The organism is Carboxydocella sp. JDF658 (assembly GCF_002049395.1).
Taxonomy (GTDB): domain Bacteria; phylum Bacillota.
In genome coordinates this window covers 1-17,683 of record NZ_BDLR01000079.1, presented here as the reverse complement: position 1 = coordinate 17,683, position 17,683 = coordinate 1, and the positions used below count along the sequence as shown (strand labels likewise).

Sequence of the window (17,683 nt, the reverse complement as noted above, 5' to 3'; positions counted from 1 at the left end):
GCCCCGCGGGGGCAAATCAAGTATTCGGAAAGGAGGCGAAATCCTGGTCTGGGGGCCAACTTGGCTGGAGATAAAAACAGTCAAGTTTTTTGAACCAGGTTGGGCAAATGAAGTGGCAGGAAATTCAGGTGACTGTCCACCGGGATGGAGTGGAAGCGGTAGCCAATATTCTACATGAGACTGGAGCCAATGGAGTAATCATCGAAGACCCGCAGTTGAAATGGCAATACATTGAGGAGAAACGCTGGGATTATTATGAATTTCCCGAGGAAGAGGCGGGTGATCCCGATCTGGTGGTGGTCAAGGCTTACCTGCCCGAAGGAACAAAGCTGGCCGCCCAGGTGGAAGATGTGAAGCGGGCGGTCAATGACCTGAAACATTATCATTTGCCCGGACTCTATTGTGAACTGGCCTTTTCCCTGGTTGATGACCAGGACTGGGCGACCTCCTGGAAAAAATATTTTAAAACGGAAAAAATAGGAGAGAAGATAGTGATCAAACCCACCTGGGAGGATTATCAGGCTCAGGATGGGGAGATCGTGGTAGAACTGGATCCGGGGATGGCCTTTGGCACTGGAACCCATCCCACTACTGCCATGTGTATCCGGGCCCTGGAAAAACTTTTCCCCGGTCCCAGAGTTGTCTATGATGTGGGCACCGGTTCTGGCGTGCTGGCCATCGTGGCCGCTAAACTGGGGGCAGAAGATGTCCTGGCCATCGATCTGGATGAAACGGCGGTCAAGGTGGCCTGGGAAAATGCCGACCAGAATGATGTCACCCATATTGTCCGGGTGGAAGAAGGCAATTTGCTGGATACAGTGGCCGAGCCCGCGGATTTGATTATCGCCAACATTATCGCTGATATCATCATCATGGTTACACCGGCAGTAAAGGAACACCTGCTGCCTGGTGGCCGGTTCCTCTGTTCCGGCATTATCGAGGAAAGGGAACAGGAGGTCAGGGCTGCCCTGGAGGTCAGTGGCCTGACTATAGTGGAAACCTGGCGGGATAGCGGCTGGGTAGCTATGCTGGCCGAAAGGAGATAGGAGATGACCCGCTTTTTTGTCCAACCAGAGCAAATCGGTGAACAGTATATTACCATCACCGGGGACGATGCCTACCATTTGGCCCGGGTGCTGCGGGCCAAACCGGGAGAGCTGCTGGAGGCCGTCTGCGGTGATGGTTATGTATATTCCGGGGAAATTGTGGAAATTGCTAAAGATAGGGTGCTTGCCCGCAGGCAGGAGCGTCAGCCTGACCTATCCGAATCCCCTCTGGAAATCTGTCTGGTTCAGGGGCTACCCAAAGGGGAAAAAATGGAGCTGGTACTGCAGAAAGGTACAGAGCTGGGGGTCAAGCGCTTTATCCCCCTGGTTATGGCCAGGACGGTAGTAAGGCTGGAAGGCAATAAAGCCGCAGAACGGGTGGAACGCTGGCGCAAGATCGTACGGGAAGCGGCCAAACAATGCCGCCGTGGGCTGGTGCCGGAAGTGGACCCAGTTGCAACCTGGGAACAGCTCTGGCTGCAAATCCAGGCAGGGGACCTGCTACTTCTGCCCTGGGAAGAAGAGCAAAGCCGGGGGTTAAGGCAGCTGGCTGCTACTCTGCCGGTTCCTGGCCCCCGCCGCGTCTTTGTCATCATTGGCCCTGAAGGAGGGATAACCCCGGAGGAAGCAGCAGCGGCCCTGGAAAAGGGGGCCATCAGCATCAACCTGGGGCCTCGGATTTTGCGCACAGAAACGGCGGCTATCACTGCAATCAGTCTGATCCAGTATCTCTGGGGCGACCTGGGAGGTGAGCCTAATGGCTGAACGAACAGTAGCTTTTGCTACTCTGGGCTGCAAGACCAATCAGTATGAAAGTGAAGCCATGGCCTCCCTCTTTCGTCAGGCCGGCTACCAGGTAGTGGATTTTGAACAACCGGCAGATGTCTATATCATCAATACCTGTTCTGTTACCCATCTCAGCAACCGCAAAAGCCGCCAGTTGATCCGGCGGGCTGCCCGCCGGGGTGGGCTGGTGGTGGTGACTGGCTGTTATGCCCAAACGGCTCCGGGGGAAGTGCTGGCCATCGAGGGTGTAGACCTGGTAGTGGGCACCCGCGACCGCCAGCAGCTGGTGCAGCTGGTGGAAGAAGCCCGCGCCGGTACGGAACCTCTGGCCCGGGTGGAGAATATCATGGAAGCAGCGGCTTTTGAGGAAATCGCTCCCGTTCTAGAGGAGGGGCGGGCCCGGGCTTTTGTCAAAATCCAGGAAGGCTGCAATAATTTCTGCAGTTATTGTATTATCCCCTATGCCCGTGGACCCCAGCGCAGCCGGGAGCCAGTCCGGGTGCTGGCGGAAATCCAGGCCCTGGTGGAACGGGGTTATCAGGAAGTGGTTTTGACCGGTATCTGTATCGGGGCTTATGGCCGGGAAGGCGGCGAGGGCGACCTGGCCTGGCTGGTGGAAAAAATCTGCCGGGAAACAGGCATACGCCGTTTACGCCTGGGCTCTATTGAGCCCACTGACCTGACACCGGCCTTGTTAGAGATAATGGCAGATTATCCACAGGTTTGTCCCCATCTACATATCCCCCTGCAAAGCGGCTGTGATGTAACCTTAAGGGAAATGAACCGCCATTACAGCACCTATGAGTATGCCCGCCTGCTGGGAGTGGTGCGGGAATTTTTGCCCCAGGCGGCTATAACTACCGATGTGATTGTGGGATTTCCCGGGGAATCAGGGGAACACTTTGCCGCAACTAAAGACTTTATCAGCCAGATGGGTTTTGCCCGCTTGCATGTTTTCCCTTACTCACCACGTCAGGGAACTCCTGCTGCAGAACGGACAGACCAGGTTCCGGCAGCGGTGAAGGAAAAGCGGGTGAAAGAGTTAAACCAGCTGGGACGACAGCTGGCCCGCAATTATGGACAGCGTTTTCTTGAAACAATCCAGGCAGTGCTGGTGGAACAGGAATATAAAGATGGTTTCTGGGAAGGCCTGACCGCCAATTATTTACGGGTTTTGTTACCAGCCCGGCCAGAGGAAAGAGGACAGCTAATTTCTGTTCGCCTCATCGGATGGCGTGGAGATTATCTGGTTGGGGAAAGATTGTAAATTTTTTGCGACAATAAGCAGGATTTGTTGTAGTAAATAGCGAATTATATAGTGTTGCAACCAGTATTCGGCGGAAGGAGGTGTACTATGCAGGACTGCATTTTTTGCAAGATCGTCAACAGGGAAATCCCGGCCAAAGTAGTATATGAAGATGAAAAAGTGCTGGTTTTCCACGATATTAACCCGGTGGCACCCATTCATCTTTTGCTTATTCCCAAGCAGCACATCCCTCATTTGCTGGCTGCGGATGAAGTTGACGAAGCACTGTTGGGACACCTTCAGCTTGTCGCCGGACGGGTTGCCAAGGACCTGGGTTTGTAGGAAAAGGGTTTTCGACTCGTAACCAATAATTTGAAGGATGCGGGTCAGGTTGTTTTCCACCTCCACTACCACCTGTTAGCCGGGCGTCCCTTTGGCTGGCCGCCGGGTTAAATGGGGTTATTGACACCCCTTTGTATTGTAGGATATAATAGGCAAGGCGCTTAATTAGCGCTAGGGTGCCAGTGGAGGGGAGGGAAACAGATGTCTGAAGTTCGCGTGGGTAAAAACGAATCCCTGGACAGCGCCCTGCGGCGGTTCAAGAAATCCTGCCAGCGGGCCGGGGTTCTTTCTGAAGTGAGAAAACGGGAACACTATGAAAAACCCAGTGTTAAACGGAAGAAGAAGTCCGAAGCTGCCAGAAAGCGTAAGTTCCGCTAATTAAGGGGGTTACCTTATGTCCCTGTTAGAGCGGTTGACAGCTGATATGAAAGAGGCCATGAAAGCCAAGGAAGCCGGGAAAGTCCGCCTCTCCACCATTCGCATGGCCAAATCAGCTATCAAGAACGCAGAAATTGAAAAAAAGCGGGAATTGACGGAAGAGGAAATCATCGAAGTCATTGCCCGTGAAGTCAAACAGCGGCGGGATGCCATGGAGGAGTACCGCAAGGCTGGCCGTGAGGATATCGTCCAGCAGCTGGAAGCAGAGGTGGCAGTCCTGCTGCCTTACCTGCCAGAACAGCTGGATGAAAACCAGTTACGGCAACTGATCCAGGAAGCCATCGCAGCTACCGGGGCCCAGGGGCCTAAGGAAATGGGCAAGGTCATGGGATATCTGATGCCGAAAATTAAAGGCCGGGCCGATGGCAAACTGGTCAATCAGCTGGTTAAGGAATATCTGGGATAAAAACAGGCCCGGGATCGAAGATCCCGGGCTTTTGATGTGCGCCCGGCATGGGCGTTGTCTATAGGGTGGAAGTCCCGAACGGCGAAGGTAGCAGTAGCCGTAGCTTTTCTGCCTGGACAAGAACCTTAATCAATTTAATTAGTCCTGCCAAAAGCCAGGAGTCTCCTGGCTTTTAACTTTGTAACAGAAAAGGGGGCTAGAAGCCCCCTCCAGTAAGACTAAGCCACATGTTTTTCTTCCTGGCCTAAAAGGGCGACAGAGCGGGGAGCCCGCGTCACCAGAGACAGGCCGGCGGCCAGGACGCAGAGCAGGGCAGCGATATAATAGGCATAAGTATAAGTGCCGGTGGTATCGGCTACCCAGCCTGCCAGTAACGGTCCCACCATACCGCCTACCCCCCAGGCGGTGAAAACAATCCCGTAGTTCAGCCCCAGGTTTCTGGTGCCGAAATAGTCAGCGGTAGCAGAGGGGAAGAGGGAGAGACAGGCCCCGTAATTGAAGCCAACCAGGGCAGCGCCGGCGGCCAGCAGGGACAGAGTGTTCAGTTTGGCGAACAGGCTCATGACAATTGCCTGCAGCACGAAGACCAGCAGCATGGTGCGGGTACGGCCGATAATATCAGAGAGGATCCCGGCAATTATTCGCCCTCCGGCATTGAAAATGGCCAGCAGAGCCACCAGGGCAAAACCCCACTGGATATTGAGCTGAACCTTGGCGATTTTGGAAAGATGGCCGATAATCATTAACCCGGCAAGGGAGCCGCAGGCAAACATGAGCCAGAGCAAATAGAACTGCCGGGTTTTCAGCATTTCCTGCCAGCTGTAGTCATTAACAGCAGGAGCAGTATTCTGGGGTTTGCCCGCAGGGCTGGCCACGGGAGCTTTGTAATCAGCGGGCGGGTTAGTCAACAGCTGGGCCAGCAGGGTGGCGACCAGCAGAAAGGCGATGCCCAGGATCCGGAAAGAATCATTGATTCCATATACTTTTAACAGGTAGTTGGTCAATGGGGCGATATAGACGGAAGCAAGGCCAAAACCGCTGACCACAATCCCGGTGATCAAGCCTTTCTTTTCCGGGGGAAACCATTTGACGGCAGCGGGGGTGGCGGCGGCATAACCGAGGCCTATGCCGGCCCCGGCTAACAGGCCGAAAGAAATGGTGATCCCCATTACTGAATCGAAAAAGCTGGCCAGAATCAGGCCGCTACCAGTCAAGATGCCACCGACCGTAGCTACAATTCGGGGGCCGGCTTTATCCTGCCAGCGCCCGGCGGGAATCATCATCAGGGCAAAAACCAGAATGGCCAGGGTATAAGGTAAAGAGGATTGGGTTTTGCTCCAGTTCCACTGTTCAGTTAAAGTTTTGGCAAAGACGCTCCAGGCATATAGCACGCCCAGGGCCAGATTGATACCCGTCCCGGCCAGGGTCACAACCCAGCCGCGGGATGAATTAGCCATTTCACACACCTCCTGTTTTGAGGAAGGCGGGCCCCTGCCTTCCGGAGAGCTCTCCTGAATTTGTTATTTCCTGTTATCAATTGTAAGCCATAAAGAGAAAAAAAGCGGTACAATTTCCGGTAATAATAAAAAATAAATCCTGAATGGAAGTTATGAGCATATAAATGGTATATAGTAGAATTGACAAACAATTTGAAAATTTGGGTGAACGGGCTTGAATGATTATTCAATGGAAAGTTTGAAAAAATGGCATTTTTCCCCTGTTTCAGGTATAATGGTAGCAAAGGCGGTGAGAAGGATGGAAGAACTGGCTTTATTACATCCATTGTGGAAAAAAAATAAAGTAGTGGCGGTCTGGCTGTTTGGGTCACGGGCGCGCGGTGAGGCCAGAGAGGATAGCGACTGGGACCTGGCTCTTTTATTTAAGCAACCATATCCAGGGTTGCAGGAAAAAATGAGCTTAATTGCTGATGTTACGGGTATCCTGAAAACTGATAAAGTTGACATTGTTTTTTTACATGATGCCCCTCTGGTTTTGCAGAAGGAAATAGTATATGATGGTAAAGTCATTTTTGAAACTGACTGGGACTTCCGGACTGATTTCGAGGAAATGGTGGTTCGTCGCTGGCTGGATTTTGAACCAGTCTGGCAACAAATGACCAGGGATTTACTGGAAAACCTGAAGGAAGAGTTCGGAGGTGGTGAAAGTGGTCTATAATTCAACGCGCCTGTTTGCCTATTTAGAAAATTTAAAGGAAAGATATTTTAATCTTGCTGAAATGGCAAAGCTGAGTAAAGAGGAATTTTTAGCAGACAAACGCAATAGCGATATCGTGTTTGCCAATCTATATATTGCTTTAAATATAATTCTGGATGCTGGCTCACATATTATTGTCAAAAATGGACAGAAAAGGCCGGGTACCTATCGGGAAATTATTGATGAACTGGGTAAGCTGGGGGTAATTCCGGCGGATTTTGCAGAAAGAGTTAAAGGGCTGGCCGGATATCGCAATCGTATGGCTCATGGTTACATTGATATAACACCGGAAGAGCTATATCAGATAATTACTGAAAATCTTGATGATATTAAAAAATTCATTGGCTATTTCAGTCGATTGCTCACCTAGAGGGAGGGAGAGGGAATTGCCTTATCCTGCGTTTTATCTTAACGGCTGGGAAGCGCTATTGATCTTCATGATCGGGTTCCTGGCCTTACTGGTGGAAATCCTGGTTATCCCTGGTTTTGGGCTGGTAGGACTGGCGGGTATCCTGTTCATGCTCTTTGCCCTTTATCTGGCCCTGCATGCCCCGGGAGCGGTGCTGGCTGCTCTGGCTCTGGCCATTCTGGTTGCTGCCGTTGTTCTCTACTGGGCCTGGCGGCGGATGGAAGAAAAAAGATTGCTGAATCAGCTCATTCTCACCGATAACCAGGAAAGCAAAGCCGGTTATCTGGCCCCTGATCCTTCCTGGCAGAAACTAGTGGGAAAAAGCGGGCTGACGCTGACGCCTTTGCGTCCGGCGGGCAAGGTGGAAATAGCTGGCCAGGTGGTGGATGTAGTCTCAGAAGGGGAGTACCTCCCCGGAGGTGTAAAGGTGACAGTAATCAAGGTCGAGGGACAAAGGATTGTAGTGAGAAAAGAAAAACCCGGGCCATAAAGGCTCGGGTTTTCTCATAGCCTTTTTTATTTATGGTATTTCTGTTTCAGCATTATGCAGGCTGGGGTTAACAGTTTGATGGCGGCTTCCATATAGCTTGCAATCGCAGCTGTTGGGTCATAGATTTCTTCAATTCCCATGGCTTCAGCTACCAAATCGGTGATATCTTTTTGCTTGACGTTGGCGTTGAGCATATTGGAAGTAAAGTTCATTTGTGAGCCACAACCGGCACAGTTGGTTACAATGTACTCGGCTCCGGTGGCTGTGGCCTCATTAATCCGTTTTTGTCCGGAATAGCCCACAGTGGGAATGGATTGGAAGGAAGCGACCAGACCGCAACAAAGGCCTTTTTCGCGGTTATGCTCCATTTCAATCAGTTCAATCCCGGGAATGGCTTTCAAGATTGCCCGTGGTTCTTCATAAATATTAAACCAGCGCCCGCAGTGGCAGGAATCATGGTAAGTAACTTTAGCGTTGATGGGTTTGGTGAAGCGCAATTTTCCTTCCTGCAACAAGCGGTTAAGGAAAACCGTCACGTGTTCTGTTTCAATATCCCAGTCAATTCCCAGATGGTGAGCCATCTCCGGATAATTTTCCGTAAAGGTGGCAAAACAGCCGGGACAGGACAGGAGTAATTTTTTAACCCCTCGTTTTTTCAGATTTTCATAGTTGGCCTTAACTTTGGCCCCGAACTCTTCCATATACCCACCTAAAGCATGATAAAGTCCGCAACATCCTTCATCAGCACCAAGATAGACGAAAGGCACTCCTGCTTTGTTCATAATGCGCGCAATATTCTGCGGCATGTTTTTCATGATGATGGAAGCCCAGCAGCCTGGCCAGTAGGCTATTTCCCCTTCTTCCTCGTACTTGATTTCAGGGGTAATCCAGCTTTTGGTTTCTGCCGGTACGCCCCAGAAGTTACCGCTGTTAACTACATTATCTTTTACTAACTCAAGCCCGGTGTTGATAAAACCGGCCTGATAGACGGCAGGTCGCATTTCCAGCCACCGGTGGGCATTGGGTAACAGGGTCTGACAGACCAGATCGCATTTTTTACAGGTAGTACAGTTAAACAGGGCGGTCACTGCTGTCTCATCCAGATCGATATTGCCTTTGGCATATTCGTTCAGGATATACCACTTTCCTCTAGGTGAATTGGATTCCCAGGGGTCGGGCATAAATACGGTGCAGTTAGTACGGCAGAAACCGCATTGGGCGCAAATGTAACTTTCGGCCAGCACAGCACCGGAAAAGGGACCTTTGGCTTTTTCCTCGATATGATCTTTAGCCGAATTTCCGCCGAGCAGGCTGGTTAACCCGCCTAATAGGGATTTACCCATGGTAGCACCTTTCATGGCGGTATTTAACACCTTAAGGGGTGAATTTTTATCCAGACCGGGGGGAAGAATTTTTCCGGGGTTAAGGATGCCCTGGGGATCGGTTTCTTGCTTGAACTTCACTAGCTGTTTTAACAGGTTACTTCCCAGTAACTGTTCGGCGTAATCGGTAAAGTACATGCCCAGGGCGAAAATTTTACCCCCCAGTTTGGTGGCAATGTCATTGATGATCAGGGAATTGGCATAGAGCAGAGGGAAATTGAGTTTGCGTTCATCAGCCGGCATCAGACCTAAAAAGGTAATGGCATCTTGCCCGACGAAAGTACCCTCGAAAGCAAATTCTCCTTTGAATTTGTGTTCCACTTCACCAATAAATTCAGCGGCTTTTGCCAGGGGTACTATTACTTCTGACGCAATCAGGGAAGGCCCCAGTCTTTTCAGGCGCATGGTATAGAAACGGTTATTCCATTCATGGTGAGCAGCTTCGGAAGAAAGCAACTGACCACCGGCCCGGGCAATCAGTGTTTGCGCTATATCGACCTGTTTTTCATCAGGAGAGGATAAAACAATATTGACCAGGTATTTATCCTCTGGTAACACCTTTTCCCGGGTAGCGCTTTGATGTAAGGCGATAAATTCTGGTGTCAGCACCGTTATGTTCCAGACAGGAAGATTATGGTTTTCCAGTTCTTTGACAAGCTCGGGTAAGGGCAAAAGATTGCTAAATACTGCGGCAAGGGGAAAATCATTTTTTTGCTTCATTACTTTCAAAGTAATTTCGTAAATAATTCCGGTGATACCTTCCAGGCCGTAAATCAAATCCAGGTCTTGCAGAGAGAATGTTCTTTCTGTGCCATCGCCAAGGATGGCTTTTACCTCCACCAGATTATCTTTAAAACTGCCGTAGCGATAGCTGCCCAGTCCTGTTCCTCCTTGAGCTGTCCAACCGCCAACAGTGGAACCGGGATAACTGGAGGGATATAGCCTGAGGGTATATCCGCGGGAGGCAAGAAAACTATCCAGCTCTTCCCAGACAATACCTGGCTCGACAGTAACAGTTTGTTGCTCCGGATCAAAAGCGATGATATTTTTCATGCGGATCAGGTCCACTACTACGCCGCCTTTGGTGGGAATGGCTCCGCCGAAGCCTGATGTAGCGGCACCGCGGGGGATTAACGGAGTTCTGGTTTCATTGGCCCACTTCATTAAATCGATTAATTCCTGTTTGTTTTCCGGCTGCACTACTGCAGAAGGCATGGAATTGAAGGTTTTTTTCACTGCTGCTGGCAGCACTCCGACGTCATGGCTGTACAAAAGCCGTTCCAGTTGATTGTCCCGAAAACGGTTACCAAAAAGGTCTTTTAGGGTTTGCATAATTCTACCTCCTCCGCTTGTATTGATTGTGTATTTAATCACATATACAGAAAGAATAATCTTTCTGTATATGTGAAAAATATTTTAAGCTCTAAGGGCAGAGAAAATAAGTTCCGCTGTCTCATCTATCAGGTTGCTCAACGGTTCGGTAATGACACCGTCAGTTTTCAGTTCGATCATTCTCATAATGGGGCCGGAAACCATGGCGGCCAGCAATATGGGATTAACAGGTTTGAACTCACCGCAAGCCTGACCACAGCTGATAATTTCTTTGACCGCTTCCAAACCTTCAGCGGTACAGATAGTAAAATTACAGTTAAGCACTTCCGGGGGACGGGCGTGTAATAGATAATTTACGGTGATCAAATCCGTGTCCGCCCATTCAAACATCATTTTGACAAAATATCTCACCTTTTCGCGCCCTGATTGCCGGGGGCGAACATAGCAGTCATATTTGTTCAGAAACAGGTTTACCGCATCTTCATGGATGGTTCGGGCCAGTTCTTCCTTGGAGGGAAAGTGGTGGTAGATAGCTCCGATGCTGACGCCGCTCGCCCTGACCAGATCGGGAATACTGGTACGATGATAGCCTTTTTCCACAAACAGTTTTCGCGCTACATTGTAAATTTTGTTTTTGATCTCCGTATCGGGCGTCGTTTTCTTCAAACTCGTAACCTCCACCGAATGATCTTTCTGTTTGATTTTATTATATACCAGTGCTGTTCTCTGCGCAAGACAAAAAATGGTTGTTATATGCATAACAAATCGGATATAATTGTAAAAGAACAGGGAAAGGAGAGGATGGAAGTATGTATTTACCCCAAATAGCAGGTCTTGGGCTGGGATTGAGTTTTGTTTTGCTCTTTTTTATCATCATCGTTGTTTTTAGTTTTATTCCCCTGGGTTTGTGGATTAGTGCCCTGGCTTCTGGAGTGCCGGTGGGAATTATTACCCTGATCGGGATGCGGCTGCGCCGGGTACCGCCGGCCCAGATTGTCAACCCTCTGATCAAGGCTCGTAAAGCCGGGTTGGACCTCAGTGTCAACCAGCTGGAGGCCCATTTTCTGGCCGGAGGCAATGTGGACCGGGTTGTGGATGCCCTGATTGCGGCGGAACGGGCCAATATTCCTCTGGCTTTTGAGCGAGCTGCGGCCATTGATCTGGCCGGTCGCAATGTTCTGCAGGCTGTACAGATGAGCGTGAACCCTAAAGTAATTGAAACCCCCCTGATTTCAGCGGTGGCCAAGGACGGCATCGAGGTAAAAGCCATCGCCCGGGTGACAGTAAGGGCCAATATCGACCGCCTGGTGGGCGGTGCCGGGGAAGAGACCATCATCGCCCGGGTGGGTGAAGGGGTAGTAACCACGGTGGGCAGCAGTGAATCCCACAAGGCGGTGCTGGAAAACCCTGATCTGATTTCCCGTACGGTACTGGCCAAAGGTTTGGATGCCGGGACAGCTTTTGAGATATTGTCCATCGACATTGCTGATGTGGATGTGGGGCGCAACGTAGGGGCACAGTTGCAGACAGACCAGGCTGAGGCGGATAAACGGATTGCCCAGGCCAAGGCGGAAGAGAGACGGGCGATGGCGGTGGCCCGGGAACAGGAAATGAAGGCGATGGTGCAGGAGATGCGGGCCAAAGTGGTAGAAGCGGAAGCTGAGGTACCACGGGCCCTGGCCCAGGCTTTAAGGGAAGGAAAGCTGGGGGCTATGGACTATTATGCCCTGCAGAACCTGCTGGCTGATACCCGCATGCGGGATAGCATCGCTGGACCCCGCCAGCCGGAAGCGGGAAAGGAGTAGGTCTGGATGGAGAAAAGGAAAAAAGAAAAGCAAAGCCAGCGGGAAACCAGGCGGGAGCAAGAGCTGGAGCCCCGGGAATGGCAACGGGAGGACTGGCGCCAGGCGATTCTGGCCCGGGAGATTCTGGGACCCTGTAAAGGCAGGAAATGGTTTTTTGGCAGGTAACAGGCAGGCATATAACCCCTCCTGTCCTCATAAATATGGATGAGGACAAAGGAGGGGATTTTTATGTCCTGGAAGAACTGGCGGCAGAATTTGAACCAGATTCTGGATTTACCCCGGGATGTGACTTTGAATTTGCCCAAAATCATTGTCTCTGGCCAGGTACAGGCCATTCTGGAAAACCATCGGGGGGTAGTGGAATACAGTCCGGAAAGAGTTCGCTTTCAGCTGGAGAAGGGACAATTGCTGCTGAAAGGCAAGGATCTGGTATTAAGGGGAATATTGCCGGAAGAAGCGGTAGTGGAAGGCTGGATTACCGGTATCGAGTTTCTGGAGTAGGGGGGAAAAGAGATGCTGGTACAGAGAATACTGGCCTGGTTAAGGGGATATGTGATTATTCGCATTCGCGGGCCTCGGCTGGAACGGCTGCTGAATATGGCTGTGAGCCGGGGTATTTATTTATGGGATATTGTCCGCTTAAAGGATGGGTCTGCCCTGGCCAAGGTCTCTCTCCCCGGGTTTTTGGCGCTGCGCCATTTGCGCCGAAGACTTAATCTGCAACTGGGCATAGCAGCTCGCCGGGGCCTGCCCTTCTGGTGGAGTGCCTTGAAAAAAAGACAAATGCTGCTCTATGGGGCGTTATTATTTGTTTTTGTCCTCTATCTGGGGGCGAGTTTTGTCTGGCAGGTTGATGTGGTGGGTAACAAAAACCTGAGTCGGGAACAATTATTGCGCGCGGCAGAGGCCCAGGGCTTAAAGCCCGGGGTGTGGAAGAAACAGCTGCCTTTGGAACGGCTGGAAAAACAGCTGTTACTGCAGTTTCCCCAGCTGGCCTGGCTGGAAATCGATTTTGAAGGAACCCGGGCCCTGATTCGGGTGGCCGAAAAAAAACTGCCACCGGAAAAGGAGGTAGCTATCGAAGGACCGGCTTCACTGGTGGCTAATAAAGAAGGGGTTATCTGTGAAATCCTGGTCTTCAGCGGGGAAGGCAGGGTGAAGGAAGGGGATACTGTCAAACCAGGAGATATCCTGATTGATGGGGTATTAACTCCCCCGGTGCCCACTACTCCCGATAGTCCCCCGCCGGAACCGAAAAAGGTACAGGCTCAGGGGATTGTGCGGGCCCGGGTCTGGTATGAGGCTATTGTGGAAACAGAACGGGAGCTGAGCTGGCAGGAACCGGGGGAAGTAATCGGACGGAAAGTGATTGTAAATCTGCGCGGGCACAGCTATACTTTATGGCAGTGGGAAAATAATCGCAGTTCTGGCCCCAGGGTTACCGCGGAAAAGAGAAGGAATCCGCTGCCCGGTGTCGAATTAATTACTGTTGAACAAAAACAGCTGCTGACCAGGCACAAACAGCTGACAGCAGCAGAGGCAGAAACTCTAGTGCGGGAAAAAGCCTGGCAGCAAATTGCCAGCCAGCTGCCGGCCGGAGCCGAGGTATTGCAGAAATCGTTTACCTTGCTGGATTCCGGTAATAATAGTACCGTAAAAGGCAGAATGATTGTGGAGACCAGAGAACCCATAGGAGAGTTGAGGAGGATTGAATAATTGGTCAGGACAGTAGAAGAAAAAGTGATATTCGGCGATAACGGTGAGGCAGCCCGGATTTTTGGCCAGCTGGATGGTCATCTGACCCTGATGGAGCGCGAATTTCCAGTCCAGCTGGCAGCCCGGGGCAATACTGTCACCATCCGCGGGGAAGAGGAGACAGTCAGCCAGGTACGGCAGGTTTTTGGCCAGTTAACCCAGCTGGCGCGACAACAGGAGGTTTTAACCAGCCAGGATGTGTTGCAGGTTATCGGCATGGTGAAAAAGGGCAGGGCGGAAGAGAGTGCCCTCTTGAGTCAAGAAGTAATCCTGCACAATGCCAGGGGCAAGGCGGTGCGGCCCAGAACCAATGGCCAGAAGGCCTATTTACAGGCGATCCAGCAGCATGATGTGGTTTTCGGCATCGGGCCTGCCGGCACGGGCAAGACTTACCTGGCGGTGGTGATGGCAGTCCTGGCTTTACGGCGGCGGGAGGTCAGCCGGCTTATCCTGACGCGCCCGGCGGTGGAAGCGGGGGAAAAACTGGGCTTTTTGCCCGGGGATTTACAGGAAAAAGTGGACCCGTATCTGCGGCCTCTCTATGATGCCCTTTATGATCTACTGGGGCAAGAAATTACCCAGCGTTATCTGGAGAAGGGCATTATTGAAGTGGCACCTCTGGCTTATATGCGGGGAAGAACCCTGGAAGACAGTTTTATCATACTCGATGAGGCGCAAAATACTACACCGGAACAGATGAAAATGTTTCTGACCCGATTGGGCTTAGGCTCCCGGGCAGTGATCACCGGGGATATCACCCAGATCGATTTGCCCCGGGGCCAGTTTTCCGGCCTGGTGGAGGTTCAGCAGATTTTGCGCGGAATCGAAGGGATAAGTTTTTGTTATCTCTCCGAAGCAGATGTAGTACGGCATCCGCTGGTGCAGCGAATTGTGGAGGCATATCGGCGGCGTAACGAACGGAGTGAATAGCAATGAACTGGCAAGAACAGTTACGCAACCTCTTGTTACGGGGATATGTCAGGAAGCTGTGGGAACAAAAAGAAGTGCGCCGGGCACTGCTGGCCGGATTTTTTTTCCTGGCCTATTTTGTCGTCCTCAGTGTTAATTTTCTGCCTGATAACATTAATTTGAAAGTAGGGCAGGTAGCACCAAAAAACATTTTTTCACCAAGCAGTGTGGTTTATGTGGATGAGAAAGCCACCGAAGCCAGGCGGCAGGCAGCGGCTGCCACTATCGTGCCGGTTTATGACCAGAATGTAACGGTAGCCAGTAAACTGGAGGAAGAAGTAACCGGGTTCTTTGACCAGATTCGCCAGGCCCGGCAACAGACCCAGCTGAATTTGACGGACAAGCGTCTGCTGGTGGAAAAAACCCTGACCATCCAGGTTCAGGACCAGGAAATCGAAATGCTGTTAACGGCCGATGACCGGACTATTGACAGTCTGGAGCAACAGGCTCTGCAGCTATTGCGCCAGGCCATGACCCAGGGCGTGCCGGAAGACAAGCTGGAAACGGAAAAAGAGCGGCTTCGCCGCCAAATAGGCGACCTGGGACTGAAAAAACCATACCGGGACTTACTGGTGCGGCTGACGGCCAATATCCTGCGGCCCAATCTGATTATCAACCAGGAGGAAACCAAACGGCGCATCAATGAGGCCCGACAGGCTGTGCCGCCGGTAACCAAGTCGGTATTGCAAAATGAGCTGATCATTTCCAAGGGGGAAAGAGTAACCCAGGAAACCCTGGAGAAACTACAGGCAGTGGGATTGATGCGGCCTAAGTCCACCTGGCCGGTTTTGCTGGGCATTGCCTTGATGCTGGCTCTCAATTTTGCCCTGACTCTGGCCTATTTGATTTATTTTCGCCCTGATCTGTATCACAATGAGAAACAGCTTTCCCTGCTGGCACTGATAGGGTTGATCAGCCTCCTGATTATTCGGGGCTTTTTGGCCCTCAATTTCAGTGACCGACCTGAAATCAATGTCCTGAGTGCCTATATGGTTCCAGTAGCTGCGGCTTCCATGCTGATAACAGTCCTTTTGGACAGCCAGCTGGCCCTGTTAATTACCCTTTTGCTGAACTGGTGGCTGGGAGTGCTGTCAGGATTTCAGCTGCGCTTTGCCCTGGTGGGATTGGTCAGTGGCATTTTTGCCATCTATGGCCTGCGGCGGGTGACCCAGCGTTCCGATCTGGTGAAAACAGGACTGATGCATGTGGCACTATCAGCGGTGGCGATGATTATCTCCGTCTGTCTGGTAACGGATGTCAGTCCTACCCTGACCGGAGTGGCCATTGCCTATGGAGTGGTGAACGGGGTGCTCAGTGCCGTACTGGCAGGAGGCTTTTTGCCTTTGCTGGAATCGGCTTTTGACCTGACTTCACCCATGCGATTGCTGGAAATTACCAATCCCAATGCCCCTTTGTTGAAGGAGCTCTTGATGGAAGCACCGGGCACCTATCATCATGCCATTATCGTCGGTAATCTGGCTGAAGCAGCGGCCGATGCTATTGGGGCTGATTCTCTGGTCTGCCGGGCCGGTGCCTATTATCACGATGTGGGGAAAATTCAGCGACCGGGCTTTTTTATCGAAAACCAGATGAGTGGAACTAACCCCCATGAACGGATTGCACCGTCTCTATCCACCCTGATCATTACTTCCCACGTTAAGGATGGGGTGGAACTAGGCCGGAAATATCGCCTGCCCCAGGCAGTACTGGATATAATCGCCCAGCACCACGGCACCTGTTTGGTCAGCTATTTCTACCACCGGGCCAAGGAGGCTGACCGCCTGGAAACGGTACAGGAAGAAGACTACCGCTATCCAGGGCCCAAACCCCAGACACGGGAGGCTGCCATAGTCATGCTGGCGGATTCCGTTGAAGCAGCGGTTAGAGCCAAAATGCAGGCTGGCCAGCTGGCAGGCCTGGGCCCTCTGGAAGGGTTTGTGCGCAAGATTATCAAGGAAAAACTGACTGATGGCCAGCTGGATGAGAGTGATTTAACCCTGCGGGATCTGGAAAAAATCGCTCAGGCCTTTATGAAGGTATTAAAAGGGATAGTCCATGCCCGCATTGAATATCCTGAAGAATTGAAAGGATTGGAAAGGGGCAGTGCCAATGCCGATTCAGATCGAGAATCTCCAGAGCCAGCGGGAAATAACAGCGGAAATGCTTGATACAATCCGCCAGGTGGCGGAATACACCTTGCAAATCCATGAAGGTACAGAAGGAGCAGAGGTCAGCCTGGTGCTGGTGGACGATGAGGAAATCCGCCGCCTCAACCGGGACTACCGCGGCAAGGATATGCCTACGGATGTGCTGTCTTTTGCCCAGCGCGAACGGCTGGAAGAAGAGCCGGAGTTTACCTCCCCTCTGGAAACAGAAGTGCTGGGCGATGTGATTATCTCGGTGGAAAGGGCCGAAGAACAGGCCCGGGATTATGGTCACAGCCTGAAGCGGGAACTGGCTTTTTTGACTGTGCATGGAGTCTTGCATCTCCTGGGCTATGACCACCAGACTGAAGCCGAGGAAGCGGAGATGCTGGAAACACAGAGGGAAGTACTGAATGCCCTGGGTATCCACCGTTAGGAGCATTGGGTATGAGAAACCGCAATCTTTTGCAGAGTTTTGCCTGTGCCTGGCAGGGGCTGTTATATGCCCTTAAAACCCAGCGCAATATGCGCATTCATCTGCTGGCTTTTATTCTGGTGATTGCCTTTAGCTTTATCCTGCACCTGAGCCGGGGAGAATTTTTATGGATCTGGCTGGCAGCTACCATGGTAATTTGCCTGGAACTGGTCAATACCGCTTTAGAAGCGGTGGTAGACCTGGCAGCCGGGCAGGAATGGCACCGTCTGGCAGCTATTGCCAAAGACGTGGCCGCCGGGGCGGTGTTGCTGGCAGCTATTCACGCTATGTTTGTCGGCTTACTGGTATTTGGCCCCCGCCTACTGGCTTTATTCAGCAGATAGAGGAGGTAAGCAGCAGCTTCAGAAAACTAGACTATAATTGATTGTATTTAACTGTTTTGCTACAATAAAAAAATGGAACTATTATCCATTGGTGAAGCAG

General features: G+C 51.4%; 19 protein-coding genes and 1 pseudogene. 17 read left to right on the top strand and 3 right to left on the bottom strand.

What is annotated here, in order from left to right:
* The first annotated feature begins 107 nt into the window (after window positions 1–107).
* The 6 genes and pseudogenes from prmA to JDF658_RS10785 all read left to right on the top strand — a co-directional run bounded on the left by prmA (window position 108) and on the right by JDF658_RS10785 (window position 4,264).
* Window positions 108–1,046 (top strand): 50S ribosomal protein L11 methyltransferase, encoded by a 939-nt coding sequence (gene prmA, locus JDF658_RS10810; protein ID WP_078665068.1) that lies wholly within the window; start codon window positions 108–110, stop codon window positions 1,044–1,046.
* A gap of 3 nt (window positions 1,047–1,049) precedes the next feature.
* Window positions 1,050–1,811, top strand: coding sequence for a 16S rRNA (uracil(1498)-N(3))-methyltransferase (locus tag JDF658_RS10805; RefSeq protein ID WP_079907629.1), 762 nt, complete (start codon window positions 1,050–1,052; stop codon window positions 1,809–1,811).
* Window positions 1,804–3,099, top strand: a complete 1,296-nt coding sequence (gene mtaB, locus JDF658_RS10800; protein WP_079907628.1) for a tRNA (N(6)-L-threonylcarbamoyladenosine(37)-C(2))-methylthiotransferase MtaB — start codon at window positions 1,804–1,806, stop codon at window positions 3,097–3,099. Before JDF658_RS10805 ends, mtaB begins: the two co-directional genes overlap by 8 nt.
* An 87-nt stretch (window positions 3,100–3,186) precedes the next feature.
* Window positions 3,187–3,531: pseudogene (locus JDF658_RS10795) on the top strand (histidine triad nucleotide-binding protein).
* A gap of 90 nt (window positions 3,532–3,621) precedes the next feature.
* Window positions 3,622–3,798: a 30S ribosomal protein S21 gene (rpsU, locus tag JDF658_RS10790; RefSeq protein ID WP_078664975.1), complete on the top strand. Its 177-nt coding sequence runs from the start codon at window positions 3,622–3,624 to the stop codon at window positions 3,796–3,798.
* Between the two features lie 16 nt (window positions 3,799–3,814).
* Window positions 3,815–4,264 (top strand): GatB/YqeY domain-containing protein, encoded by a 450-nt coding sequence (locus tag JDF658_RS10785; protein WP_079907626.1) that lies wholly within the window; start codon window positions 3,815–3,817, stop codon window positions 4,262–4,264.
* Between the two features lie 218 nt (window positions 4,265–4,482).
* Here the strand turns inward: JDF658_RS10785 and JDF658_RS10780 are convergent, their stop codons facing one another.
* Window positions 4,483–5,721, bottom strand: coding sequence for an OFA family MFS transporter (locus JDF658_RS10780; protein ID WP_079907624.1), 1,239 nt, complete (start codon window positions 5,719–5,721; stop codon window positions 4,483–4,485).
* A gap of 298 nt (window positions 5,722–6,019) precedes the next feature.
* On the opposite strand from JDF658_RS10780, the gene JDF658_RS10775 reads away from it, so the two are divergent.
* The 3 genes from JDF658_RS10775 to JDF658_RS10765 are packed head-to-tail and all read left to right on the top strand — an operon-like array spanning window position 6,020 to window position 7,377.
* Window positions 6,020–6,439, top strand: coding sequence for a nucleotidyltransferase domain-containing protein (locus JDF658_RS10775; RefSeq protein WP_159071821.1), 420 nt, complete (start codon window positions 6,020–6,022; stop codon window positions 6,437–6,439).
* A complete protein-coding gene (locus JDF658_RS10770) occupies window positions 6,420–6,848 on the top strand; it encodes a DUF86 domain-containing protein (RefSeq protein WP_143311990.1) in 429 nt (142 codons plus the stop codon). Before JDF658_RS10775 ends, JDF658_RS10770 begins: the two co-directional genes overlap by 20 nt.
* A 16-nt stretch (window positions 6,849–6,864) precedes the next feature.
* Window positions 6,865–7,377 carry an NfeD family protein gene (locus JDF658_RS10765; RefSeq protein ID WP_078664981.1) on the top strand — a complete coding sequence of 171 codons (513 nt, stop codon included), beginning with the start codon at window positions 6,865–6,867 and terminating at the stop codon, window positions 7,375–7,377.
* Window positions 7,378–7,403: 26 nt separating this feature from the next.
* Here JDF658_RS10765 and JDF658_RS10760 read toward each other — a convergent pair whose 3' ends face one another.
* Both JDF658_RS10760 and JDF658_RS10755 read right to left on the bottom strand, forming a co-directional pair.
* Window positions 7,404–10,091 carry an FAD-binding and (Fe-S)-binding domain-containing protein gene (locus JDF658_RS10760; RefSeq protein WP_079907619.1) on the bottom strand — a complete coding sequence of 896 codons (2,688 nt, stop codon included), beginning with the start codon at window positions 10,089–10,091 and terminating at the stop codon, window positions 7,404–7,406.
* Window positions 10,092–10,175: 84 nt separating this feature from the next.
* A complete protein-coding gene (locus tag JDF658_RS10755) occupies window positions 10,176–10,757 on the bottom strand; it encodes a TetR/AcrR family transcriptional regulator (protein WP_079907617.1) in 582 nt (193 codons plus the stop codon).
* A gap of 143 nt (window positions 10,758–10,900) precedes the next feature.
* On the opposite strand from JDF658_RS10755, the gene floA reads away from it, so the two are divergent.
* The 8 genes from floA (at window position 10,901) to JDF658_RS10720 (ending at window position 17,583) form a co-directional block, all read left to right on the top strand.
* Window positions 10,901–11,896 carry a flotillin-like protein FloA gene (gene floA / locus JDF658_RS10750; RefSeq protein ID WP_079907616.1) on the top strand — a complete coding sequence of 332 codons (996 nt, stop codon included), beginning with the start codon at window positions 10,901–10,903 and terminating at the stop codon, window positions 11,894–11,896.
* Window positions 11,897–11,902: 6 nt separating this feature from the next.
* On the top strand, window positions 11,903–12,061 hold the full coding sequence (locus tag JDF658_RS14470) for a hypothetical protein (protein ID WP_159071822.1): 159 nt from the start codon (window positions 11,903–11,905) through the stop codon (window positions 12,059–12,061).
* Between the two features lie 63 nt (window positions 12,062–12,124).
* On the top strand, window positions 12,125–12,397 hold the full coding sequence (yqfC, locus tag JDF658_RS10745; protein ID WP_078664985.1) for a sporulation protein YqfC: 273 nt from the start codon (window positions 12,125–12,127) through the stop codon (window positions 12,395–12,397).
* A gap of 12 nt (window positions 12,398–12,409) precedes the next feature.
* On the top strand, window positions 12,410–13,612 hold the full coding sequence (yqfD, locus tag JDF658_RS10740) for a sporulation protein YqfD (RefSeq protein WP_079907614.1): 1,203 nt from the start codon (window positions 12,410–12,412) through the stop codon (window positions 13,610–13,612).
* Entirely contained in the window at window positions 13,613–14,581 is a 969-nt protein-coding gene (locus JDF658_RS10735) for a PhoH family protein (RefSeq protein WP_242946657.1), read from the top strand. It abuts the gene before it with no gap.
* Between the two features lie 2 nt (window positions 14,582–14,583).
* Window positions 14,584–16,788 carry an HD family phosphohydrolase gene (locus tag JDF658_RS10730; RefSeq protein WP_078664987.1) on the top strand — a complete coding sequence of 735 codons (2,205 nt, stop codon included), beginning with the start codon at window positions 14,584–14,586 and terminating at the stop codon, window positions 16,786–16,788.
* Window positions 16,730–17,200 (top strand): rRNA maturation RNase YbeY, encoded by a 471-nt coding sequence (ybeY, locus tag JDF658_RS10725; protein ID WP_078664988.1) that lies wholly within the window; start codon window positions 16,730–16,732, stop codon window positions 17,198–17,200. The genes JDF658_RS10730 and ybeY overlap by 59 nt, the downstream gene beginning before the upstream one ends.
* Before the next feature lie 11 nt (window positions 17,201–17,211).
* On the top strand, window positions 17,212–17,583 hold the full coding sequence (locus tag JDF658_RS10720) for a diacylglycerol kinase family protein (protein WP_078664989.1): 372 nt from the start codon (window positions 17,212–17,214) through the stop codon (window positions 17,581–17,583).
* Window positions 17,584–17,683 lie beyond the last annotated feature (100 nt).